Origin of the sequence: Meridianimarinicoccus roseus, assembly GCF_003172915.1 — a bacterium.
Classification (GTDB): Bacteria; Pseudomonadota; Alphaproteobacteria; order Rhodobacterales; family Rhodobacteraceae; genus Meridianimarinicoccus; species Meridianimarinicoccus roseus.
On sequence record NZ_QGKU01000032.1, the window covers coordinates 1 to 22,083 of the forward strand.

The 22,083-nt window shown below is 68.4% G+C and carries 17 protein-coding genes and 1 riboswitch; of the genes, 11 read left to right on the top strand and 6 right to left on the bottom strand.

The features are described 5' to 3' along the window. Positions 1-150: 150 nt before the first annotated feature. The 4 genes from rfbC to rfbA are packed head-to-tail and all read left to right on the top strand — an operon-like array spanning position 151 to position 3,491. Positions 151-714 (top strand): dTDP-4-dehydrorhamnose 3,5-epimerase, encoded by a 564-nt coding sequence (rfbC, locus tag DKT77_RS09145; protein ID WP_146204935.1) that lies wholly within the window; start codon positions 151-153, stop codon positions 712-714. A gap of 4 nt (positions 715-718) precedes the next feature. Further along, on the top strand, positions 719-1,759 hold the full coding sequence (gene rfbB, locus DKT77_RS09150) for a dTDP-glucose 4,6-dehydratase (protein ID WP_109809942.1): 1,041 nt from the start codon (positions 719-721) through the stop codon (positions 1,757-1,759). Further along, entirely contained in the window at positions 1,756-2,619 is an 864-nt protein-coding gene (rfbD, locus tag DKT77_RS09155) for a dTDP-4-dehydrorhamnose reductase (RefSeq protein WP_109809941.1), read from the top strand. Before rfbB ends, rfbD begins: the two co-directional genes overlap by 4 nt. Then, positions 2,616-3,491, top strand: coding sequence for a glucose-1-phosphate thymidylyltransferase RfbA (gene rfbA / locus DKT77_RS09160; protein ID WP_109809940.1), 876 nt, complete (start codon positions 2,616-2,618; stop codon positions 3,489-3,491). Before rfbD ends, rfbA begins: the two co-directional genes overlap by 4 nt. 90 nt (positions 3,492-3,581) lie before the next feature. Here rfbA and DKT77_RS09165 read toward each other — a convergent pair whose 3' ends face one another. The 4 genes from DKT77_RS09165 to deoC form a co-directional block, all read right to left on the bottom strand. Then, positions 3,582-4,436 carry a fumarylacetoacetate hydrolase family protein gene (locus DKT77_RS09165; protein WP_109811405.1) on the bottom strand — a complete coding sequence of 285 codons (855 nt, stop codon included), beginning with the start codon at positions 4,434-4,436 and terminating at the stop codon, positions 3,582-3,584. 147 nt (positions 4,437-4,583) lie between these two features. Continuing rightward, on the bottom strand, positions 4,584-5,330 hold the full coding sequence (locus tag DKT77_RS09170; protein ID WP_109811406.1) for an SDR family oxidoreductase: 747 nt from the start codon (positions 5,328-5,330) through the stop codon (positions 4,584-4,586). A gap of 25 nt (positions 5,331-5,355) precedes the next feature. After that, on the bottom strand, positions 5,356-7,737 hold the full coding sequence (locus tag DKT77_RS09175; RefSeq protein ID WP_109811407.1) for an aldehyde dehydrogenase family protein: 2,382 nt from the start codon (positions 7,735-7,737) through the stop codon (positions 5,356-5,358). Between the two features lie 9 nt (positions 7,738-7,746). Beyond that, the gene (gene deoC / locus DKT77_RS09180; RefSeq protein WP_109811408.1) at positions 7,747-8,700 is read right to left on the bottom strand and encodes a deoxyribose-phosphate aldolase; all 954 of its coding nucleotides are present in this window, start codon (positions 8,698-8,700) and stop codon (positions 7,747-7,749) included. Positions 8,701-9,092: 392 nt separating this feature from the next. Between deoC and DKT77_RS21350 the strand changes: the two genes are divergently transcribed. Then, on the top strand, positions 9,093-9,215 hold the full coding sequence (locus DKT77_RS21350) for a hypothetical protein (RefSeq protein ID WP_274520072.1): 123 nt from the start codon (positions 9,093-9,095) through the stop codon (positions 9,213-9,215). An 85-nt stretch (positions 9,216-9,300) separates the two neighbouring features. Here the strand turns inward: DKT77_RS21350 and DKT77_RS09185 are convergent, their stop codons facing one another. After that, on the bottom strand, positions 9,301-12,753 hold the full coding sequence (locus DKT77_RS09185) for a chromosome segregation SMC family protein (protein ID WP_109811409.1): 3,453 nt from the start codon (positions 12,751-12,753) through the stop codon (positions 9,301-9,303). Positions 12,754-12,969: 216 nt separating this feature from the next. Further along, positions 12,970-13,160: riboswitch (cobalamin riboswitch) on the top strand. Between the two features lie 118 nt (positions 13,161-13,278). On the opposite strand from DKT77_RS09185, the gene DKT77_RS09190 reads away from it, so the two are divergent. From DKT77_RS09190 to cobN, 3 genes are all read left to right on the top strand, one after another. After that, entirely contained in the window at positions 13,279-13,923 is a 645-nt protein-coding gene (locus tag DKT77_RS09190; protein ID WP_109811410.1) for a HupE/UreJ family protein, read from the top strand. A 64-nt stretch (positions 13,924-13,987) separates the two neighbouring features. Then, the gene (gene cobW / locus DKT77_RS09195) at positions 13,988-15,088 is read left to right on the top strand and encodes a cobalamin biosynthesis protein CobW (RefSeq protein ID WP_109811583.1); all 1,101 of its coding nucleotides are present in this window, start codon (positions 13,988-13,990) and stop codon (positions 15,086-15,088) included. Positions 15,089-15,172: 84 nt separating this feature from the next. Then, positions 15,173-18,880 (top strand): cobaltochelatase subunit CobN, encoded by a 3,708-nt coding sequence (cobN, locus tag DKT77_RS09200; RefSeq protein WP_109811411.1) that lies wholly within the window; start codon positions 15,173-15,175, stop codon positions 18,878-18,880. Between the two features lie 153 nt (positions 18,881-19,033). On the opposite strand, the gene DKT77_RS09205 is transcribed toward cobN, so the two are convergent. Further along, the gene (locus DKT77_RS09205) at positions 19,034-19,402 is read right to left on the bottom strand and encodes a hypothetical protein (RefSeq protein ID WP_109811412.1); all 369 of its coding nucleotides are present in this window, start codon (positions 19,400-19,402) and stop codon (positions 19,034-19,036) included. Positions 19,403-19,618: 216 nt separating this feature from the next. Between DKT77_RS09205 and DKT77_RS09210 the strand changes: the two genes are divergently transcribed. The 3 genes from DKT77_RS09210 to DKT77_RS09220 all read left to right on the top strand — a co-directional run bounded on the left by DKT77_RS09210 (position 19,619) and on the right by DKT77_RS09220 (position 22,028). Further along, the gene (locus DKT77_RS09210; RefSeq protein ID WP_109811413.1) at positions 19,619-20,833 is read left to right on the top strand and encodes a TsoY family (seleno)protein; all 1,215 of its coding nucleotides are present in this window, start codon (positions 19,619-19,621) and stop codon (positions 20,831-20,833) included. A 131-nt stretch (positions 20,834-20,964) separates the two neighbouring features. Next, complete coding sequence (locus DKT77_RS09215; RefSeq protein ID WP_109811414.1) at positions 20,965-21,315, top strand: CidA/LrgA family protein; 351 nt, start codon at positions 20,965-20,967, stop codon at positions 21,313-21,315. Further along, entirely contained in the window at positions 21,312-22,028 is a 717-nt protein-coding gene (locus DKT77_RS09220) for an LrgB family protein (RefSeq protein WP_109811415.1), read from the top strand. Before DKT77_RS09215 ends, DKT77_RS09220 begins: the two co-directional genes overlap by 4 nt. Positions 22,029-22,083 lie beyond the last annotated feature (55 nt).

Below are 22,083 nucleotides of genomic sequence, written 5' to 3' on the forward strand. Positions count from 1 at the left end.
AGGCCCTGGATTTTTTTGGATGTCTTGCGGAGTGCGGAAAGGTCGCGGTTCTCGTTGCGGTGCGGAGTGCGCCGAAATTGCGATGTGACCTTTCGCGGTCGTTTCGCTACAAGACCTGCGAAGGTTGAGATCAAGCAGGGGTTTTGTGTGGTGCAAGTCGAGTTGACGGAACTGCCTGGCGTCCTTCTCCTGACGCCGCGGCGTTTCGGGGATGACCGGGGCTTCTTTTCCGAGGTGTACAACCGCGAGGTCATGGCCGCGCACGGGGTGGATGTCCCCTTCGTGCAGGACAACCATTCGCTGTCCCGGCAGGTCGGCGTCGTGCGCGGGCTGCATTTCCAGGCCCCGCCCCATGCGCAGGACAAGCTGGTCCGCGTCGGGGCCGGGCGGGTGAAGGATGTCGCGGTGGATATCCGGCGCGGCTCGCCGCATTACGGCAAGTGGGTCGCGGTGGAGCTGTCGGCCGAGGTCGGCAACCAGCTGTTCATTCCCAAGGGCTTCCTGCACGGCTTCTCGGTTCTCGAACCGGACAGCGAGCTTCTGTACAAGTGCTCCGACTATTACGCGCCGGAGTGCGACGGCGCCGTGCGCTTCGACGATCCGGACCTCGACATCGACTGGGGCGTCGATCCGGCCGCCGCGATCCTGTCCGCCAAGGATGCCGCCGCGCCCCTTCTCAAGGACTTTGACAGTCCGTTTGTCTACGAGGACTGAAGCCATGAAGATACTTGTCACCGGCGGTGCCGGGTTCATCGGGTCCGCCGTCGTCCGGCTGGCCGTGGCGCGCGGCCACGAGGTCGTGAACCTCGATGCGCTGACCTATGCCGCCTGCCTCGACAACGTGGCGCCGGTCGCCGACAGCCCGCTTTACGCCTTCGAGAAGGCCGATATCCGCGACGGCGCGGCGCTGGCGCGGATCTTCGCGCAGCACCGGCCCGACAAGGTGATGCACCTGGCCGCGGAAAGCCACGTGGACCGGTCGATCGACGGGCCCGGCGCCTTCATCGAAACCAACGTGAACGGCACCTACGAGATGCTGAACGCGGCACGCGCCTACTGGGTGGAGGCCGGTCGGCCCGACACCTTCCGGTTCCACCACATCTCCACCGACGAGGTCTACGGCACGCTCGGCGCGACCGGACAGTTCACCGAGGACACGCCCTACGCCCCGAACTCGCCCTATTCGGCCAGCAAGGCGGCGTCCGACCACCTGGTGCGGGCCTGGGGCGAGACCTATGGCCTGCCCTTCGTGCTGACCAACTGCTCCAACAATTACGGCCCCTACCATTTCCCCGAGAAGCTGATCCCGGTCGTCATCCTCAAGGCGCTGGCCGGAGAGCCGATCCCGGTCTACGGCAAGGGCGAGAACGTGCGCGACTGGCTTTACGTGGAAGACCACGCCGACGCGCTGCTGTGCGTTCTGGAAAACGGCAGGACCGGCCGGACCTACAACATCGGCGGCGAGAACGAGGCGAAGAACATCGACATCGTCGGCAAGATCTGCACGATCCTCGATGCCAAGCGCCCGAAGAACACGGCCTACTGCGAACAGATCAGCTTCGTGACCGACCGGCCGGGGCACGACCTGCGCTACGCGATCGACCCGACCCGCATCCGCACCGAACTCGGGTGGCGACCGTCCGTGACGCTCGACGAGGGTCTCGAGAAGACCGTGCAATGGTATCTCGACAACGAGGACTGGTGGCGCGCGCTGCAAGGCCGGGCGGGGGTTGGCGAACGGCTCGGGGCGAAGGCATGAAGATCCTGGTCTACGGAAAGTCCGGCCAGCTCGGGCTGGAACTGCAACGGCGCGCGGGCGACGTGGTGCTGGACGTGCGCGACGAGTTCGAGGCCGATTTCACCAACCCCGATGCCTGCGCCGCGATGGCCGCGCAGACCGACGCAGATGCCATCATCATCGCGGCGGCCTATACCGCCGTGGACAAGGCCGAAAGCGACGAGGACCTCGCGCTCGCGGTGAACGGCACGACCCCCGGCGCGATCGCCCGGGCGGCGGCCGCGCGCGGCCTGCCGGTCGTGCTGGTGTCCACCGACTACGTGTTCGACGGCAGCGGCGAGCAGCCCTTTTCCATCGACGCGCCCACCGGCCCGCTCGGTGCCTACGGGCGCACCAAGCTCGTCGGCGAGACGGCGGTGCGCGATGCGGGCGGACCCCATGCGATCCTGCGCACCTCGTGGGTGGTGTCCTCGCACGGGCACAACTTCGTGAAGACGATGCTGCGCCTCGGGGCGGAGCGGGACCGCCTGACCATCGTCGCCGACCAGGTCGGCGGGCCGACCCCGGCGGCGGCGCTGGCCGATGCCTGCATGACGGTGGCGGACCGGCTGGTGCGCGATGCGTCGGTGACGGGCACCTACCACGTGACCGGCGGACCGGATGTCAGCTGGGCCGATTTCGCCCGCGAGATCTTCCGCCAGTCGGGCACGCAGTGCGAGGTCGCGGACATCCCGACCCGCGACTACCCGACCCCCGCGCGCCGGCCGCTGAACTCGCGGCTCGACAACAGCATGACACAGACCGTCTTCGGCCTGCCCCGCCCCGACTGGCGCGCCGGGCTGACCGACATTCTCAAGGACCTCGGAGCATACCGCGCATGACCGATCGCAAGGGCATCATCCTTGCCGGGGGCTCCGGCACCCGGCTTTATCCGATCACGCAGGGCGTGTCCAAACAGCTGCTGCCGATCTACGACAAGCCGATGATCTACTTCCCGATCTCGGTGCTGATGCTGGCCGGCATCCGCGAGATCGCGATGATCACGACGCCGGTCGACCAGGCGCAGTTCCAGCGCACGCTCGGCGACGGCGCGCAATGGGGCATCTCGATCACCTACATCACCCAGCCCTCGCCCGACGGCCTGGCGCAGGCCTATATCCTGGCCGAAGACTTCCTGGACGGCGCGCCGTCGGCCATGTGCCTCGGCGACAACATCTTCTTCGGGCACGGGCTGCCGGACCTGCTGGCGGCGGCCGATGCCAAGCCGCAGGGCGGCACCGTCTTCGGCTACCGCGTGTCGGACCCGGAACGCTACGGCGTGGTGGCCTTCGGCGCGGACGGCAAGGCCAGCCAGATCATCGAGAAGCCGGCGGTGCCGCCGTCGAACTACGCGGTGACGGGGCTCTATTTCCTCGACGGGGACGCGCCCGCGCTGGCGCGGCAGGTCAAACCCTCCGACCGCGGGGAGCTCGAGATCACGACCCTGCTGGAGATGTACCTCGCCAGGGGCCTGCTGAGCGTCGAGCAGATGGGCCGGGGCTATGCATGGCTCGACACCGGAACGCATGGCAGCCTGCTCGATGCCGGCAATTTCGTGCGCACGCTCACCCTGCGACAGGGACAGCAGGTCGGATGCCTCGAGGAAATCGCCCATGACGCAGGATGGATCAGCCGCGACGACCTGCTGAAAGCCGCGCAGGGTTACCGAAAAAACGACTACGGCGCATACCTCGCAAGACTGGCCGAGGAATAGCGTTCACCGTAGGGGAACGCTTCCAGCGCACCGGTCCGAACCCCGATGCTGTGTCTCCCCCGGTCCGCCCGGTCCGGGGGTGCGGCGAGGTCAGGCCGACCTCACCTTCTGGGTCTGCACGCCAAGTCCGTCGATGCCAAGGCGCATCACTTCGCCCGGCTTGAGGTAGCGCGGCGGCTTCTTGCCCATGCCAACCCCCGGCGGCGTGCCGGTCGAAATCACGTCTCCCGGCTGCAGCGACATGAAGCGGCTGCAATATGACACGAGGTGCGGCACCCGGAACACCATCGTCGCGGTGGACCCCTCTTGCATCCGCTGGCCGTCCACGTCCAGCCAAATGCCGAGGTTGTCGTAATCCCCGATCTCGTCCGGCGTGACCAGCCACGGGCCGGTCGGACCGAACGTGTCACAGCCCTTGCCCTTGTCCCAGGTGCCCGAACCCTCGATCTGGTAGGCCCGTTCCGACACATCGTTGACGATGCAGAACCCGGCCACATGAGCCAGCGCGTCCGCCTCGTCGATATGGCTGCCGCCGGTGCCGATCACCACGGCGAGTTCGGCTTCCCAGTCGGTCTTCACCGAACCGGGCGGGATCAGCACGTCGTCGTCCGGGCCCACGACGGCCGAGGTCCACTTGGCGAAGATCACCGGTTCAGGCGGCACCGCCATTCCCGATTCGGCCGCGTGGTCGGCGTAGTTCAGCCCGATGCAGATGAACTTGCCGATATGCCCGACGCAGGGTCCGAGCCGCAGATCTTGCTGCGGCGTGCCCGGTACCAGCGGCAACGCGGCAGGATCGAGCGCGGCAAGACGCGCGATCCCCGCCGCGGTCAGCGCCTCGCCCGACAGATCATCGATCACCCCCGACAGGTCCCGCACCCGCCCGTCCGCATCCAGCATGCCGGGCTTTTCAAGGCCGGCGGCACCGTATCTCACAAGTTTCATCGTGTTTCCTCTCCCTTCAAGGGCAAGCGTCCAGGCAACCGGCAGACCGCTTGCTCCGGCCCTTGCCCGGCCTGTCCGCGCAGCTGCGCCTGCCTAGCTACGTCAGCCGACGCCGAAACAGAAGACCACCCGCACCTGCGCGTCGGATCAGATCGTGACACCGCCATCCACAGACACCGCCTGCCCGGTCACGAAGCGGCTGTCGTCGCACAGAAGATGCACGATGGTCGGGGTCAGGTCCGCCACCAGGGCGAGCCGGCCCATCGGCTGGCGCGCAATGAAATCCAGTTCTGCCTGCGCCGGGTCCGGCGCCGCGGCGATCCGCCCCCGCAGCGACGGCGTGTCCACCGTGCCGGGGCACAGCGCGTTGCAGCGCAGCCCGGTGCCGACGAAATCCGCCGCGACAGCCTTGGTCAGCCCGATCACCGCCGCTTTGGTCGCGCCATAGGCGGTGCGGTTTACAAATCCCTTCACCGAAGAGGCCATGGACGACATGTTCAGGATCGACGCGCCGCCCGTGGCCTCGGCCCGGCGCAACATTCCCGGCACGAAGGCCCGCGTGATCCGCACCATGGACGTGATATTGACCGCGACCAACCGGTCCCACGCCGCATCGTCGAGTTCGAGGATTGTGCCGTGATGGACGATGCCCGCGCAGTTGAACAACCCGTCGAGATCCGGCAACGCGGCGGCCAGCGTCGCAGTCGCGGCAGGGTCGGTCACGTCGAACAGCCGTATTTCGATCCCGTCCCGCCCCGCGAGCGTGGCAAGCGTGTCCGGGTTGATGTCGGTCGCGATCACACGCGCGCCTTCAGAAGCGCAGGCCAGCGCGGCGCCGCGCCCGATGCCCTGCCCCGCGGCCGTGATGAGGATCGTCTTGCCGTCCAGCCGCATGCGGCCCCGTCCCTTCTCCCGTTCCTCAGTCGCCGTAGGGAATCCACACCGTCTTGACCTGCGTGGCACGGTCAAGGAAGGCATTGCCCTGCCCCTGAGCCGGATCAGCCCAGTCGCGCAGCCGCCCGCCATCGGTCCAAGTGGGCTTGAGATTGCCCGCCGACCATGCCTCGATCCGCGCAGCATCGTCGGCGCTGCCGCAGTACCACAGGCAGGCCACCTCGTCGTGTTCGGCAAGCGTCCTGGCCAGCGCGGCGCGCGGACCGGTTACAAGGTTCAACACCCCCGCCGGAATGTCGGAGGTTTCGAGCACCTGGTACAGCAGCGCCGCCACCAGCGGCTGGCTTTGCGACGGCACGGCCACGACCCGGTTGCCCATGGCAAGCGCGGGGAGCACCAGCGAAAGCAGCGCCAGTAGCGGCGCCTCGTCGGGGCAGACGACACCGACGACACCCCAGGGCTCGTTCAGCGACAGCGTGACATGCCGCGCCGCAGTGGCCTGCACCACTCCCGCGCGCTTGTCGGCCTGCGCGGCATACCAGAAGCAGCGCCGGATCGCGGCGTCCACCTCGGCCACGGCAAGGTCCGGGGTGCAGTTCCGGGCGAGGAGCGCTTCGAACCCGGCCCGACGCTGTGCGAGGTTCTCGGCCAGGAAATACAGAACCTGCGCGCGATTATGCGCCGTCACACCGCCCCATCCGGTGGCCTTGCTCGCTGCTTCGACGGCGTTTCGGATGTCCTTGCGGTTGCCAAGCGCGGCCTGCCCGATAGCCGTGCCGTTGGCGTCCGTCACGGTGAAGCTCTGGCCACTGTCGGCACGGACTTGCCGCCCCCCGACATACAGCTTCGCGGTCGCGTCGATTCCGGGGCCATCCTGCGCCCCGCCGAAGGGCGCGGCCACTGGAGCCGGTGCGGGCGCCGGGCGCGGCTGGCCCGGTCCGCTGGACGGCGGCACTAAGTAAGCGGCCATGCCCGCCCGCCCGCCTTCCCGTCCGAACCCGCTTTCCCGCATTCCGCCGAAGGGCGCGCCCGCATCGAACAGGTTGGTCGCGTTGATCCAGACCACGCCCGACTTCACCCCGGCGGCGATGCCGATGGCCCGGTCGATATCCTGCGACCAGACGGTCGCGGCCAGCCCGTAGCGGGTGTCGTTGGCCAGTTGCACCGCCTCGTCCGGCGTGCGGAAGGTCATTGTGGTCGCAACCGGGCCGAAGATTTCCTCGCGGTTGACGGTGTCGCCCGGTCCGGTGCCGGTGAAGAAGCCCGGGGAACAGAAATACCCGTCGGCGGGCAGATCCCCCCCCGCGCTGTGCAGCACAGCCCCCTCGGCCTGTCCATGCGCAAGCAGTTCCGAGATTCGGGCCAACTGCCCTGCAGACACCACCGCCCCCACGTCCATCGTCTTGTCCAGCGGATCGCCCACACGGAGCGTCGCCATCCGCGCCCTCAGCCGATCGAAAAACTCTTCGGCCACGCCCTCCTGAACCAGGATGCGGCTGCCAGCGCAGCACACCTCGCCCTGGTTGAACCAGACGGCATCGACGACACCCTCGACCGCTGCATCGAGATCCGCATCCTCGCAGACGATGAAGGGTGACTTGCCGCCCAGTTCCAGCGTAAGCGCCTTTCCCGAACCGGCAGTCTGGCGCCGGATGGTGCGGCCCACCTCGGTCGAGCCGGTGAAGGCGACCTTGTCCACGCCCGGATGCCCCGTCACCAGCGCGCCGGTGGCACCGTCGCCCTGCACGATGTTCAGAACGCCTGGCGGCAGCCCGATTTCCACGCAAATTTCGGCGAAGGCCTGCGCGGCCAGCGGCGTGAGATCGGCGGGTTTCAGAACAACGGTATTGCCCGCCGCAAGCGCGGGAGCGACCTTCCACGCCAGCATCAGCAGCGGGAAATTCCAAGGGATCACCTGCCCGCAGACGCCGTGCGGGACATGACCGGGAAACGAGTCCTCCAGCAGTTCGGCCCAGCCGGCATGGTGATAGAAATGCCGCGCGACCAGCGGCACGTCGATATCCCGCGTCTCGCGGATCGTCTTGCCGTTATCCATCGTCTCGAGCACGGCAAGGAAGCGTTCGCGTTTCTGCACGTGGCGCGCGATCGCGTAAAGATACCGGGCGCGGTCATGCCCGGACAGGGCGGCCCATCCCGCCTGCGCCGCGCGTGCGGCCTCCACGGCGGCGTCTACCTCGGCCGCGCCGGCATGGCCCAGCCGCGCGATTACCCGGGCGTCAGCCGGGCTGTACACATCGGCCAGTGGCCCGGACGGAGCCAGGAACGTCCCGTCGATGAAATGGCCGATCCCACCGGAATGGCCGTCCAGCCAGTGCAGAACCTCGCTGCTATCCTCTGGCGCGGGGCCGTAATCCATGGTCTGCATGATGTCCCTGATATGCGGCATGGGAAGTCCTCAGGCCAGCGCGTGGCGGTTCGCGGCCGAGTAGCGGCCGGTGACATGGTGTTCGATCTGCCGTTCGATGTCGCCCAGCAGAGACGAGGCACCGATGCGGAAGAGGTCGGGCATCATGTGGCGCGTGCCCAGTTCCTCCTTCATCAGGATCAGCCAGGCCAGCGCGTCCTTCGCGGTCTTCAGCCCGCCCGCGGGCTTGAAGCCGACCTTCTGGCCGGTGCGCGCCTGGAAATCCCGCAATGCTCGCAGCATGGTCAGCGACACGGGCAGCGTCGCATTCACGTTCTCCTTGCCGGTGGAGGTCTTGATGAAATCCGCCCCCGCCTGCATCGCGACCATCGACGCGCGATAGACGTTGCTCAGCGTCTTCAGATCGCCGGTTGCCAGGATCGCCTTCATGTGTGCCGCGCCGCAGACCGCGCGCATTGCCGCGATCTCGTCGTAAAGCGCGGACCATCGGCCGGTCAGCACGTGTTCGCGGGTAATCACGATGTCGATTTCGGCCGCACCTTCGCCCACGGCATAGCGGATCTCCTCCAGCCGCAGAGGCAGCGGGGTCAACCCGGCAGGAAAGCCAGTCGCCACCGAAGCGACCGGCACGCCGCTTCCCTCCAGTGCGCGGACGGCGTGTGGCACCATCGTGGGATAAACGCAGACCGCGCCCACGGTCATCGGCTCCAGCCCCAGCGCGTCCAGCAGGTCGGGGCGCAGAGGCGCGCGGGCCTTGGCGCACAGCCGCGCGACCCGGCCCGGCGTGTCGTCGCCCGCCAGTGTGGTCAGGTCGATGCAGGTGACCGCGCGCAGAAGCCAGGCCGCCTGCCATTCCTTCTTCACGCTGCGGCGCGCCGTCAGGCTTGCCGCGCGCCGTTCGGCTGCGGTGCGGTTCACGCGCACAGCGTCGAAATCGGCAGGGGTGAAGGGCGTGCCCGTCATGCGCGGGAAATCAGGTATCATGTCGTGTCCGTCCGGGTTGCGGGGGGCCGCGCGGCCCTGCTGTGGACAGGGCCAACACTCCGGACAGTGACCCGCTTGAGTGCGCACTGCAACAGCAACCCCGCGTCCCGGCCGGATGATCCGCGGGCATTGCAGGCGCCGCCTGACGCCACGGAAACAGGGCAGGGGTTGATTTTTGCAGCCAGTTGCGCGACAAAGACGATCCATTGACCGGTTTTGAGGCGCCCGACGGGTGCCACGCCGGGTCCAGGTCCTGTCGGCGCCGCGCGGCGCACGAATCGCGAGCCTGGACACACTCCCCGCGAGGGTCTGCCACCGACCCACCTGTTGCCGCAGGTGGGGGCGGCATCGTTTTTCGCGCGGGATTGCTGAAACTGACGAAGGAGCACGCCATGAGCCTGAGCACCGAAGAAATCGAACGCCGGATCGCCGATCTGCAGGATTCGGGTATGACCCTTGCCGCACGCGCGCTGATCCGCGAGCTGAACTTCCGCCAGAAGCACGCCGCCGACTGACGGTGCGTTCATGCCCCCGCGCCGCATTGGTGGCCCGGGGGCAGACCTTACCGGCCCTCCACCCAAAGCTTATCAGCCGGGCATGTCAGGCAACCAGTTGCTCGGCCTTCTTCAGATCGACGCTGACGAGCTGGCTGACACCCTGCTCCGCCATCGTTACCCCGAACAACCTGTCCATTCGGCTCATCGTCACCGCATGGTGCGTGATGACGAGGAAGCGTGTTTCGGTGCGGCGGGTCATTTCGTCCAGCATGTCACAGAACCGCGTCACGTTGGCATCGTCCAGCGGGGCATCGACCTCGTCCAGAACGCAGATCGGTGCAGGGTTCGCAAGGAACACTCCGAAGATCAGCGCCAGCGCGGTCAACGTCTGCTCGCCCCCCGACAGAAGGCTGAGCGTGGACAGCTTCTTGCCCGGCGGCTGGCACATGATCTCAAGCCCGGCATCCAGCGGATCGTCGCTTTCCACCAACACAAGCCGTGCCTCGCCCCCGCCGAACAGATGGGTGAAAAGCGCCGCGAAATTGGCGTTGACCTGTTCAAACGCGGTCAGCAGCCGTTCGCGCCCTTCCCGGTTCAGCCCGTTGATCCCGGCGCGCAGCTTGCCAATGGCTGTTTCCAGGTCGGCCTTTTCCGTCACCAGCAGATCATGTTCCTCCTGAACCGCGCGGGCGTCTTCCTCGGCACGCAGGTTTACTGCGCCAAGCGCATCGCGGGACCGGCGCAGACGCGCGATGCTCGCCTCAAGCTCGGCGGGCGGCATGGCCTGGGACGGGTCGGTGTCCAGTTGCGTGGCCAGCGTTTCAGGCGTCTCGCCGGTGTCCTCGCGCATCCGGTCCAGCGCCGCGTCCACGGTGTCCTGCGCCGCCTCGACGCGGGTTTCGGCCCGCGCCCGCGCCTCCCGCGCCTCCGATGCCGCGCGTTCGGCATCGCGTTCCGCCCCGGCGGCAGCGCGCAAAGCGGCCTCGGCGGCGACGCAGGCATCCTCGGCGGCGGCTTTACGCGCCTCGGCCTCGAGAAGCCTTGCGACAACCGCCTCGCGCTGGTCGGCCAGTTCAGCCGGGGCGTCGCGGGCAACCGACAACTCGTCCTCGGTCCGGGCGATGCGGGCCGACAATTCGGCCATGCGCGCATCGGCAGTGGCAAGCCGGTCGGCCCAGAGTGCGCGTTCCTTGGCGATCGCCTGACCGCGCGCCACGCGAGCCTGTCCCTCACGCCGGACCTCGTCATGGGCGGAGCGGCGGGTCATCATCGTCATCCGGGCCGCTTCCACGGCGGTCTTGACGTCCTCCACGCGCGCGCGGCTCTCGCTCAGATCGGGCAGCACCGCGGCCTGCCGCTCCGCCTCCTGAAGCTGTAGACGGGCGGCGCCCGCCGCCTCCTCGTGGCGATCCACCGCCAGCGCGGCACTCTCGACCCGGCCCTCGGCAAGGGCACGGTCCGCTTCGGCGCGGCTTTCGGCCCGGCTGGCCTCGGCGACTGCGGCATCGGCCGCGCGCCGTTCCGCGCGGGCCTGCTTGTCGGCTTCCGATGCGTCGGCCAGATCGTCGGTCAGGCGCTGATGCGCCCCGGCCGCGGCCTCGGCACGGGCCTCCGCCTCTTCCAGCGCGGCATCGAGTTCAGCAAGGCGGTTGACCTGCTCCAGCCGCAGCGCGGCGGCGGATGGCGCGTCCTCGGCCGCTGCGCGGAACCCGTCCCAGCGCCACAGATCGCCCGCTTGCGATACCAGCCGCTGACCGGGACGCAGCAGAGGCTGCAAGGTTGCCGCCTGATCGGGTGTGATCAAGCCGATCTGCGACAGGCGCCGCGCCAGGACGTCCGGCATTCGGACATGGTCCGACAGCGGACGCGCGCCCTCAGGCAGGGGCGGCGGCGCGTCGTAGTCGGGAAGCTTTGTCCAGCCGCTGCCCGAGGCGCCAACGCGAGGCGCCTTAAGGTCATCCCCAAGCGCAGCCCCGAGCGCGCGTTCGAACCCGCCCGCGACGGTGGTTTCGTCGACGATCTGCGCACCATCCCCGGCATCGCGCGCCACCAGCCGCCGCAGCGCGGCCACTTCGGCGGCCAGCGCCTTTGCCTCGCCGCTCGTCTCGCTTCGGGCGGCGCGGGCATCCGCCTCGGCCGACTGGCACCGGGCGCGCCGGTCCTCAGCTGCTGACAGCGCCGCCTCGGCCCGCGCCAGACGGTCCGACGCCTCGGCCAGCGCCGCGCTCGCTTCGTTCTGCGCAAGCGCGCCCTGCGCGGCAGCATCGCGGGCAGTCTGCACCGCGTCCCGTGCCGCCGCCGCCTCGGCCTCGCTGCGATCCAGCGTCCTGCGGCTATCGGACAGAAGCCGATCGACCGACTGGTGCCGGGCGACCAGACGCGCGACTTCTTCGGTCAGGGCCGACAGCGCATCTTCGCGGTCGGCCAGCACATCGGCAGCCTCCTGCGCCGCGTCCTGCGCCTGCGCCAGCCGTGCCTCGTGCCCCTCGGCGGCACGGGCCAGTTCCGACGCCTCCCAGTCCAGACGCTCCAGCGTATCGCCGGCATCGCGGGTCAGGCTCGACTCCCGCTCGCTGTCGCGGCCAAGCTGGGCCAGCCGCCCCTCCAGCGTCACGATCTGTTCCTGCGCCCGCGCCTCGCGGTCGCGCAGGGTGTCGCGCTCCACCGTCAGGCGCTGCAGCACGGCTCCGGCGATGGCCTGTTCTTCGCGCAGCGGCGGCAGGGCCGCCTCGGCCTGCTCGCGGGCGGCGGCGGCGGCGCGGCTGTCGGCCTCGGCCCGGGCGGCGGCGCGCACCGCATCGCCCTGACCCGCCTTCGCCTCTGCCAAAGCGCGGTCGGCGTCGCGCCAGCGCAGGTAGATCAGCAGCCATTCCGCCGCACGCAGTTCCGCTCCTATGGCCCGGTAACGCGCCGCCTGTTTCGCCTGCCGGGCAAGTTGCGCCAACTGCCCCGACAGTTGATCGACCACATCCGCCACGCGCTCCAGGTTTGTTTCCGTAGCCCGCAGCTTCAGCTCGGCCTCATGCCGCCGCTGATAGAGACCCGAGATCCCCGCAGCTTCCTCAAGCACCCGACGGCGCGACTTTGGTTTGGCATTGATGAGTTCCGAAATCTGCCCCTGTCGCACCAGCGCCGGCGAATGCGACCCGGTCGAGGCGTCCGCGAACAGCATCTGCACGTCACGTGCGCGCACATCACGGGTATTGCACTTGTAGGCCGAACCGGCATCGCGGGTGATACGGCGCACCACCTCGATCATGTCGGTGTCGTTGAAGCCGGCCGGAGCCAGTCGGTCGGTATTGTCCACCGAGAGCGACACCTCCGCATAGTTGCGGGCAGGGCGGGTCGCGGCCCCGGCGAAGATCACGTCCTCCATCCCCGCGCCGCGCATGGCAGTAGGGCGATTCTCACCCATGACCCAGCGCAGCGCCTCAAGCAGGTTGGACTTGCCGCAGCCGTTCGGCCCCACGACGCCGGTCAGGCCCCGCGCGATCACCAGGTCGGTCGGGTCCACGAAGCTCTTGAAACCATTGAGGCGGAGGCGGGTAAACTGCACGTGTCGACGCTCGTGTGCTGAAACTATGTCGCTGGCAATTGTCTTCCGACGCATCCAGCCTGTCAATCACCAACGCAGCATATGGCGTGGATATACCCAAGCTAACCCCATATCTTGCTGTAGTATCTGAAATATATGTTGTGCCGATCGACTCGCCGCTAAGCCGCGACGCGATGGCCCTTGACCGAGCCGCCCCGGACCCGGCACAAGCAAGGAGTGTGGTTCCCCGATGGTGCAAAGCGCCGGGGATCAAATGGGAATGCGGTGACGGTGACCCAATCCGGGGCCGGAAACCGCAGCCGCCCCCGCGACTGTAAGCGGTGAGCGCCCGTCCGTGACCACTGGGCCGCAAGGCCCGGGAAGGGGACGCCAGCGCCACGACCCGCGAGCCAGGAGACCAGCCACGCACGGGTCCGCACGGGCCCGGCCTTGTAACGGACGGGGTGTTCCGTGAGGGTAAGCCGACGACCAGAACCCGGCCGCCTTCGACGCCACCCCCCTTCTGATGGATCGAAGGGGACAGACATGAAAAGACTTCTTACCGCCGCGCTGCTGGTCGTGGCAGGCCCCGCACTGGCCCACCACCCGCTTGCCGGGGCGCCGATGACGACGTTCGCCGACGGGGCGCTGTCGGGCATCGGTCACCCGGTCCTCGGGTTTGACCACCTGTTCTTCGTGGCGCTGGCCGGGGTCGCGGGCCTGCTGGTCGGACGCCGCTTCGCCGCACCGGGCGCCTACGTCGCCGCGATGCTTGCAGGCTGTGCGCTGATGTATGCCGGGGTCGGCCTGCCCGCCAAGGAGGCCGTGATCGCGCTGTCTCTTCTCGTGACCGGCGGGATCGTTCTGTCGGGTCGCGCGCTGGCGCCCGGTCTCACACTCGCGCTTTTCGCCGGCTTCGGGCTGTTCCACGGCTCTGCCTTCGGGGACTCGCTGGCCGGTGCCGAAGGCGCCGTCGGCGGCGCGGTTCTTGCGGGATACCTGCTGGGCCTCGCTGTGGTGCAGTTCGCGCTCGCCGTCGCGGCGGGCTGGGTCGCCGAAACCGTCTTCCGCACCCGCGAACCGGGCGCGATCAACGCGCGCATCGCGGGCGCTGTGGTCGCGGGCGCCGGGCTTCTCCTGACCCTCGAAGCCGCCGAGGGCGTCGCCTTCGCGGCGCTTGGCTGGGGCTGAACGGCAGCAAACACGCATGGCGGCCCGGCGGGCCGCCATTCCTTTGAAGGGCAACAAGCAAGACATGGCAAAGAAAATTCCGGCGACCGTCGTGACCGGCTTCCTCGGGGCTGGCAAGACCACCTTGATCCGTCACCTGCTGACCCACGCGAATGGCAAGAGGATTGCCTTGATCATCAACGAATTCGGCGATCTCGGCGTGGATGGAGACATCCTCAAGGGCTGCGGCATCGAGGGTTGCGCCGACGACGACGTAATGGAACTGTCGAACGGCTGCATCTGCTGCACCGTCGCCGAGGATTTCGTGCCGACGCTTCAGAAGCTACTGGATCGCGACACGCCGCCTGATCATATCGTGATTGAAACCTCGGGTCTTGCGCTTCCGCAACCTCTGGTGCGCGCCTTCGGCTGGCCCGAAATCCGCACCCGCGTGACAGTGGATGGCGTGGTCACCGTTGTGGACGGCAAGGCCGTGGCGGAGGGGCGCTTCGCCCATTCTGTCGAGGCGGTGGATGCGCAGCGGCGGCAGGACGAGAATCTCGACCACGAAACACCGCTGTCCGAGCTGTTCGAGGACCAGATCGCGTGCGCCGACATGATTGTCGTGAACAAGTCCGACCTTCTGGGCGACGCCGAGGCAGAAGCGCTGACCGCACGACTGAAGGCTGAAGCCCGCTCAGGTGTGCAGGTCGTGCGCACGGCGATGGGCGCGCTGCCGGTGGACGTGCTGCTCGGCCAGGGCATCGGCGCCGAGGACGACCTCGATGCACGCGGCGAGATGCATCACCACCACGAGGCGGATGCGGGGCACGACCGCGACCACGACCACGACCACGACCACGACCACGATCACGATCACGATCACCATGAACATGACCACGACGCGTTCGAAAGCTTCGTCGTCACTGTTCCCGAGATCGCCGACCAGACAGCCTTTGCCGCCCGGCTGGCCGAGGTGATCCGGGGCCACGACATCCTGCGGCTAAAGGGTTTCGCAGCTGTGTCGGGCAAACCCATGCGGCTGACGCTGCAGGCGGTGGGTCCGCGTGTGGACAGTTACTTCGACCGCCCCTTCGCCCCCGGCGAGGTCCGTGAAACGCGCCTTGTGGTGATCGGGCAGGCCGGTCTCGATCGCGCCGCGATCAGCGCCGCACTGGCCGCCTGACCAGGCCCCGCCGGGCACAGGCCCGGCGGCTCCCCTTTCCGCCGCGCCGTGCGACGCTGCGGCGCGCCCCACAGGACACCCGACATGCACCTTCTCGCAGCCACGCCCGGCAGTCTCGATGAGGGGCTGGAGCCCGTAGACCTGGGCCAGACTCCGGCCGATCTTGTGGTCCTGTCCGCCGCCGACAGCGAACTTGCCGCGCTGAGCGAGGCGCGCGCCGCGATGCCGGACCCGCCCGAGATGCGGCTCGGCAACCTGATGCATCTGCGCCACCCGCTGTCGGTGGACCTGCACATCCAGACCTGCGCGGCGAAATCGCGCCTCGTGATCGCGCGGGTGCTGGGCGGCACCGGCTACTGGCGCTACGGGCTGGAGCAGTACGCCGCGGCCCTGCACGCGGCCGGGGTGCCCTTTGTCGCGCTGCCCGGCGACGACCGGCCCGACGACGAGTTGTGGGGCCTGTCCAGCGTTCCGCGCGCGGACTGGGACGCGCTCTGGGCCTATCTGGTGGAAGGCGGACCCGAGAACGCGTCTCATTTCATTGCCCATGCCCGCGCGATGATCGACGGGCGGACCGATCGGCCTCCGGCCGCGCGCCCACTGCTGCGCGCGGGACTCTACTGGCCGGGCAGCGGGGCCACCGGCCTCGACGCGCTGCGCGCCAACTGGACGGACGGAGCACCAGTCGTGCCGGTGGTGTTCTACCGCGCGCTCCTGCAAGGCGCAGGATTGCACCCGATCAACCGTCTGGTGAAGGAACTCGTGCGGCGCGGGCTGAACCCGATGCCGGTGTTCGTCGCGTCGCTCAAGGACCCGCTGAGCGCGGGCGTGCTGGACGGACTGTTCCGGGATGCCCCGCCCGACGTGATCCTGAACGCCACCGCCTTCGCCGTCGGGACGCCCGATCTTGGCGGAGCCGACGGCGCGGGGGCATCGAACCCCCTTGCCGCCCCGTCCGCGCAGGGCGCGCCCGTGTTCCAGATTGTCCTGTCGAGCGCCTCGGAAGCCGCATGGGAGGACGGCCTGACCGGGCTTGGCGCCCGGGACATCGCAATGAACGTGGCCCTGCCCGAAATAGACGGACGTGTCCTGAGCCGGGCGATCAGCTTCAAGGGCGAGGCGTTCTTCGACGAGGCGACTCAATGCCCGATCGCCAGCTACCGCGCGCGCGGCGACCGCGTGGCCTTCGTGGCGGACCTCGCCGCGAACTGGGTCCGGTTGCGCCGGACCCGCGCCGCCGACCGGCAGGTCGCGCTGGTGCTGGCAAACTACCCGAACAAGGACGGCCGACTGGCCAATGGAGTCGGGCTGGACACGCCCGCCGCGACGGTACACGCGCTACGGCTTCTGTCCGGCGCGGGGTACGACGTGCAGGCAAACCCCGAGACGCCGGACGCGCTGATGCGCGCTATCCTCGCCGGGCCGACGAACTGGCTGCCGGACAGGGCCGCGCGCAGCGGCGGGGTGCGGCTGTCGATGCAGGACTACCGCAATGCCTATGGGCGCCTGCCATGGGCGGTCCGCCAGCGGATCGAAGATCGGTGGGGCGCGGCCGAGGACGATCCGTTCGCCGGGCCGGACGGGTTCGCGCTGTCCGTGCTGCGCTTCGGCAACGTGACCGTCGGCCTGCAGCCCGCGCGAGGCTACAACATCGATCCTGAAGCGACCTATCACGCCCCGGACCTCGTACCGCCCCACAACTACCTCGCGTTCTATTTCTGGCTGCGCGAGGTGCAGGGCGCGCAGGCGATCGTGCACATGGGCAAGCATGGCAACCTCGAATGGCTGCCGGGCAAGGCACTGGCGCTATCCGAGTCCTGTCTGCCCGAGGTCGTCCTGGGACCAGTGCCTCATATCTACCCCTTCATCGTCAACGATCCGGGCGAGGGCACACAGGCCAAACGGCGTGCGCAGGCGGTGATCGTGGATCACCTGACGCCGCCGCTGACCCGCGCGGAAAGCTACGGACCGCTGCGCGATCTGGAGGCACTGGTCGATGAGTATTACGAGGCCGCCGGGCTGGACCCGCGGCGGATCGCGCACCTGCGCCGCGAGATCGTCAGCCTGTGCGATGCGACCGGACTGGGGCGGGACGCGGGGCTGACCGGCGAAGATGAAGACAGGGACCTTGCGCGCCTCGATGCGTGGCTGTGCGAGTTGAAGGAAGCGCAGATCCGGGACGGGCTGCACGTGTTCGGCCAGGCCCCCGATGGGCGCCTTGCACGTGACCTGATCCTTGCGCTGGTGCGCCTGCCGCGCGGCGACGGAACCGGGCGCGACGCATCGCTTCCGCGGGCACTGGCGGAGGATCTGCGTCTCGCATTCGACCCGCTGGACTGCGACATGGCAGCCCCTTGGACGGGCCCGCGGCCGGATGCGCTGGCAGACGGCGGGACATGGCGCAGCGCAGGCGACACGGTGGAACGGCTCGAAGCGTTGGCCGCGGCGCTGGTAGACGGGGCCGCCGCACCGCCAGGCCCTGCAAGCGCCGCGGTCCTGAAGGGCATTCGCGACACGGTGGCGCCGCTGGTGCAAGGCTGCGGCGCGGCGGAGGGCGCGGGGCTCCTCACCGCCCTTTCAGGGCACTTCGTCGCCCCGGGCGCGTCCGGGGCCCCGACCCGCGGGCGACTGGACGTCTTGCCGACCGGCCGGAACTTCTTCTCGGTGGACAGCCGCGCCGTGCCAACCCCGACCGCCTGGGCACTGGGGTGGAAATCGGCCAACCTTCTGATCGAGCGGCATTTGCAGGACCATGGGGACTGGCCGCGGGCACTGCTACTGACGGCATGGGGCACAGCGAACATGCGCACCGGCGGGGACGACATCGCCCAGGCGCTGGCTCTGATGGGTGTGAAACCGCGCTGGGACGACGCGCGGCGCCGGGTCACCGGGTTCGAGATCATTCCGGCAACGGCGCTGGGGCGACCGCGGGTGGATGTGACATTGCGGGTTTCGGGGTTTTTCCGCGATGCGTTCCCGGCACAAATCGATCTGGTGGACAGCGCGGCGCGGGCGGTCATGGCGTTGGATGAGCCAGAGGACGCCAACCCCGCGGCAGCAAAGGCGAAAATCGAAGGCGAGGCGGGGCGGTTCCGGGTGTTCGGATCGAAACCGGGCGCATATGGCGCGGGACTTCAGGCGCTGATCGATGAGCGTCTGTGGCGAGACGAGGCCGATCTGGCGGAGGCATATTTGACATGGGGATCATATGCTTACGGCAAGGACGCGGAAGGAATTGAGGCGCGGGGGGCGCTGGAGACGCGGCTGTCGCAGGTCGATGCCGCGGTGCAGAATCAGGACAACCGGGAGCACGATCTTCTGGACAGCGACGATTATTACCAGTTCGAGGGCGGAGCGGCCGCAACTATCAAGCAATTGCAAGGGGTTGCGCGGCCAGTTTATCACAATGACCATTCCCGCCCGGAGCGGCCGGTAATCCGCACGCTGGACGAGGAGATCGCCCGGGTCGTCCGGTCTCGGGTCGTGAATCCCAAGTGGATTGAAGGGGTTAAGCGACACGGATACAAGGGTGCCTTCGAAATCGCGGCGACGGTGGATTACCTTTTTGCGTTCGCAGCCACGACCGGGGCGGTGCGGAGTCATCATTTCGACGCGGTGGAGGAGGCTTTCCTTGGCGACGACGATACGCGGGGATTCATCGAGGCCCACAACCCTAGTGCCTTGAAGGAAATCGCCGAGCGATTTCAAGAGGCTATCGACCGCGGCATGTGGCAGCCGAAATCCAATTCGGCCCGGGCGCGGATCGCGCAGGCCGCCGGACAGGCCGGGTGAGGCGCGGGTCGAGCGGCGCGGCACGCCGTGAGAGACGGATCATATGAATTCCATATGACTCGCATATGAATCCCGTAGGACTCCTGTCGGACTCGCCGACAGGCGCGCAGGGATGCTGCGGCGCGGAAACTGGGCGCGAATGGGCGAGGCGGATTAGCGTGGCGGGGTGAAGATCTGCGCCGGGCGCAGGGTCACGCCGGGGCTGTCGGGACAGTCCAGAAACGCCTCGGCCATGACGCGGTCGCCGTAAAGCGTTCCAGAGCGGACCGGGCAACCGCTGGCTGCCTCGATCGCGGCGCGGGACATCAGGAGCATGTCGCGCAGGCCGGGATCGGCCATCGGGCTGGTGCGGACGGATTCGGCGCGCATGCGGTCATGACGCACGGTAAAATCTTGCCCGCTGACCGAAACGCGCGTGCGGTCGGCACCGAACATGGGCGGGCTGGGCGTATCGCATCCGGCAAGCGCCGAAGTGGCGCCAATCACGAGGGCGGCGCAGGCCGCCCGGCGTGGAAATGTCATGGAGCCTGCCCTTTCCGATCGCCCCCCTTCGGCGACTTCGCGCCGCGTCGCTATGATGCGCGGCGTGGGTTTAACCGGTAATGAACACAGACGATTGAGCGCGGCAGGGCAATCACATTCATGGAGCTGAATGTCGCACCCTGCAGGTGGGGCTTGAACCCCAAGCCGTCACGACCCATCATATTCTTTAATTAGAATGTGAAAAGGGAGGCCGACATGGCCCGCACACACCTGTTTCCCGCCGAAACCCGCTACAGCCCGCTTTATTTCCTGGCCTCGCTCGGGGCGGGCGGCATCGCGGTGACGTTCTTCCTGTGGCTGATGTTCTGGATCCCGCATCCCGGCAAACCGGTTCCGGTATTCGAAGACATCGCCGCCGCCTTCAGCGCGGGCAGGTTCGCGCAGCAGGCCATGATCGGCACGGCGATGGCCGGGATCGCGCTGTTCGCGGCCACCAACCTGCGCCTGCTGGCCTGGAACATCGGCCAGTTGCGCCGCTTCCGCGACAGCGGCGCGCAAGATGCGCTGAGCCGTACCAACGCACAGACCCAGATGACCGCGCTGCCACTGGCGCTGGCGATGAGCGTCAATGTCGGCTTCATCCTTGGCCTTGTCTTCGTGCCCGGCCTTTGGGGCGTGACCGAATACCTGTTTCCGGCGGCAATGGCGGTCTTTGTGGCGATCGGCGTGCTGGCGCTGCGCCAGATCGGCAGCTTTCTTGGCAGGGTCCTTTCTAACGGCAATTTCGACCATTCCGCCAACAACAGCTTCGCGCAGAAACTGCCGGCATTCGCGCTGGCGATGGTCGGCGTCGGCCTTGCCGCCCCGGCCGCGATGAGCAGCGTGCCCACCACGGTGGCAGTGTCGCTGGCGCTGTCGACCTTCTTTCTTGCGTCTGCGGCGGTGATCGCGCTGGTCGCGCTGGTTCTGGGCCTGCACGCGATGCTGGAGCATGGCGTCGCGCCCGAAGCCGCGCCGACGTTGATGGTGATCGTGCCGATCCTGACGGTTCTCGGCATCCTCGTCATGCGCCAACAGCATGGTCTGCACGTCCATTTCGGTTGGCATAGCGCCGACGCGGACACGCTGGTCCTGCTGACGCGGCTTCTGTCGGTGCAGGTCCTGTTCACGTTGTTCGGGGTCTTCGTGCTGGCGCGGATCGGCTATGTCGCGCGCTTCGTGACGGGCGCCGCGACCTCGGCGGGGGCGTATGCGCTGATCTGCCCGGCGGTCGCGCTGTCAGTGATGATGCAGTTCTGGATCAACAAGGGGCTGGTCGGCGCGGGCGTGCTGGACAAGTTCGGCGCCGCCTACTGGAGCCTGAGCGCCATGGCCGTCGCGGTGCAGGCCGTCGCCATCGGGCTTGCGCTCTACCTGAACCGGCGCCATTTCCGCCCGGCCGCCGCCGTTCTGCCCCATCCGGCGGAATGACCCGCCCTGCTTCATGACGTTCCGGTCCTGACAGTCCGGTTCCCCGCGCGCCCGGTCGACCCGCTCGGCCGGGCGTCGCTTTTGCCGTGCGCCATGCTAGGACGGGAGCACACATCCCGAGGAGTTGCGCCATGCTGCACGCCATCGCCATTCTGCTTGCCTGCCAGCTGGCCGGGCAGGTCACCGTCACCGCGCTGGGGCTGGCGCTGCCCGGTCCCGTACTGGGCATGGCGCTGCTGGCCGGGCTGATGCTGGCCTTTCCCGCGCTGCACGAGGTTGTGCGCGGGCTGGCCGAGGGACTGCTGGCGCATCTGTCGCTGCTGTTCGTGCCCGCCGGTGTGGGCGTGGTGGCGCACCTTCACCTGCTGGGTGAGAACGGGATCGCGCTGCTTGCGGCGCTGGTGGTCAGCACGCTGGCGGGCCTGACGGTCAGCGTGCTGGTCTTCGCCGGCGTGCTGCGACTGGTGGAGCCGCGGTCATGACCCCGGTCGTGGATATCTGGGTCTATCTGACCGACGAGCCGCTGTTGTGGCTGACCGCGACGGTGCTGGCCTATGCAGTCGGGGACCGGGCGTTCCGGGCGAGCGGGCGCAAGACCTACGTCAACCCGGTGCTGATCGCGATGCTGTTGCTGGGCGCGGTCCTTCTGGCGACGGGCACGACATACGAGGTCTATTTCGACGGCGCGCAGTTCGTTCATTTCCTGCTGGGACCGGCGACGGTGGCGCTGGCCGTCCCGCTTTACACCAACCGCTCGCACATCCTGCGCACGGCGCTGCCGATGCTGGCGGCGCTGGTGGCGGGCGGCCTGACCGCGATGCTGACGGGCCTGGGCGTGGGCTGGGCGCTGGGTCTGCGCGGCGAGGTGCTGCTGTCGCTGGCGCCCAAATCGGCCACCTCGCCCATCGCCATCGGCGTGGCCGAAGCGATCGGCGGCATCCCGTCGCTGACCGCCGCGCTGGTGATCCTGACCGGTATCCTCGGGGCGGTGATCGTCACGCCGCTTTACGATGCGCTGGGGGTTCGGGATTACCGGGCGCGCGGCTTCGCCACCGGCGCGTCGGCGAGCGGGATCGGCACCGCGCGGGCCTTTCAGGTCGATCCGGTGGCGGGCGCCTTCGCGGGCATCGCGATGGGTCTGAACGCGCTTTTCACAGCGCTGGCGACGCCGCTGGTGGTGGGCTGGCTGTTCTGAGCGGGGGCATGCGGGCTTTACGGCGCGCGCGCGATGGCGGAGATTGGCGCGCAAC

Bases quoted from the DNA above. Each gene is read 5' to 3' on its own strand.
- DKT77_RS09175 (WP_109811407.1), bottom strand. From the start codon at position 7,737: ATGCCGCATATCAGGGACATCATGCAGACCATGGATTACGGCCCCGCG.
- cobW (WP_109811583.1), top strand. From the start codon at position 13,988: ATGGCAAAGAAAATTCCGGCGACCGTCGTGACCGGCTTCCTCGGGGCT.
- rfbD (WP_109809941.1), top strand. From the start codon at position 1,756: ATGAAGATCCTGGTCTACGGAAAGTCCGGCCAGCTCGGGCTGGAACTG.
- cobN (WP_109811411.1), top strand. From the start codon at position 15,173: ATGCACCTTCTCGCAGCCACGCCCGGCAGTCTCGATGAGGGGCTGGAG.
- DKT77_RS09170 (WP_109811406.1), bottom strand. From the start codon at position 5,330: ATGCGGCTGGACGGCAAGACGATCCTCATCACGGCCGCGGGGCAGGGC.
- deoC (WP_109811408.1), bottom strand. From the start codon at position 8,700: ATGATACCTGATTTCCCGCGCATGACGGGCACGCCCTTCACCCCTGCC.
- DKT77_RS09220 (WP_109811415.1), top strand. From the start codon at position 21,312: ATGACCCCGGTCGTGGATATCTGGGTCTATCTGACCGACGAGCCGCTG.
- DKT77_RS21350 (WP_274520072.1), top strand. From the start codon at position 9,093: ATGAGCCTGAGCACCGAAGAAATCGAACGCCGGATCGCCGATCTGCAG.
- rfbB (WP_109809942.1), top strand. From the start codon at position 719: ATGAAGATACTTGTCACCGGCGGTGCCGGGTTCATCGGGTCCGCCGTC.
- rfbA (WP_109809940.1), top strand. From the start codon at position 2,616: ATGACCGATCGCAAGGGCATCATCCTTGCCGGGGGCTCCGGCACCCGG.
- DKT77_RS09190 (WP_109811410.1), top strand. From the start codon at position 13,279: ATGAAAAGACTTCTTACCGCCGCGCTGCTGGTCGTGGCAGGCCCCGCA.
- DKT77_RS09205 (WP_109811412.1), bottom strand. From the start codon at position 19,402: ATGACATTTCCACGCCGGGCGGCCTGCGCCGCCCTCGTGATTGGCGCC.
- DKT77_RS09215 (WP_109811414.1), top strand. From the start codon at position 20,965: ATGCTGCACGCCATCGCCATTCTGCTTGCCTGCCAGCTGGCCGGGCAG.
- DKT77_RS09165 (WP_109811405.1), bottom strand. From the start codon at position 4,436: ATGAAACTTGTGAGATACGGTGCCGCCGGCCTTGAAAAGCCCGGCATG.
- DKT77_RS09210 (WP_109811413.1), top strand. From the start codon at position 19,619: ATGGCCCGCACACACCTGTTTCCCGCCGAAACCCGCTACAGCCCGCTT.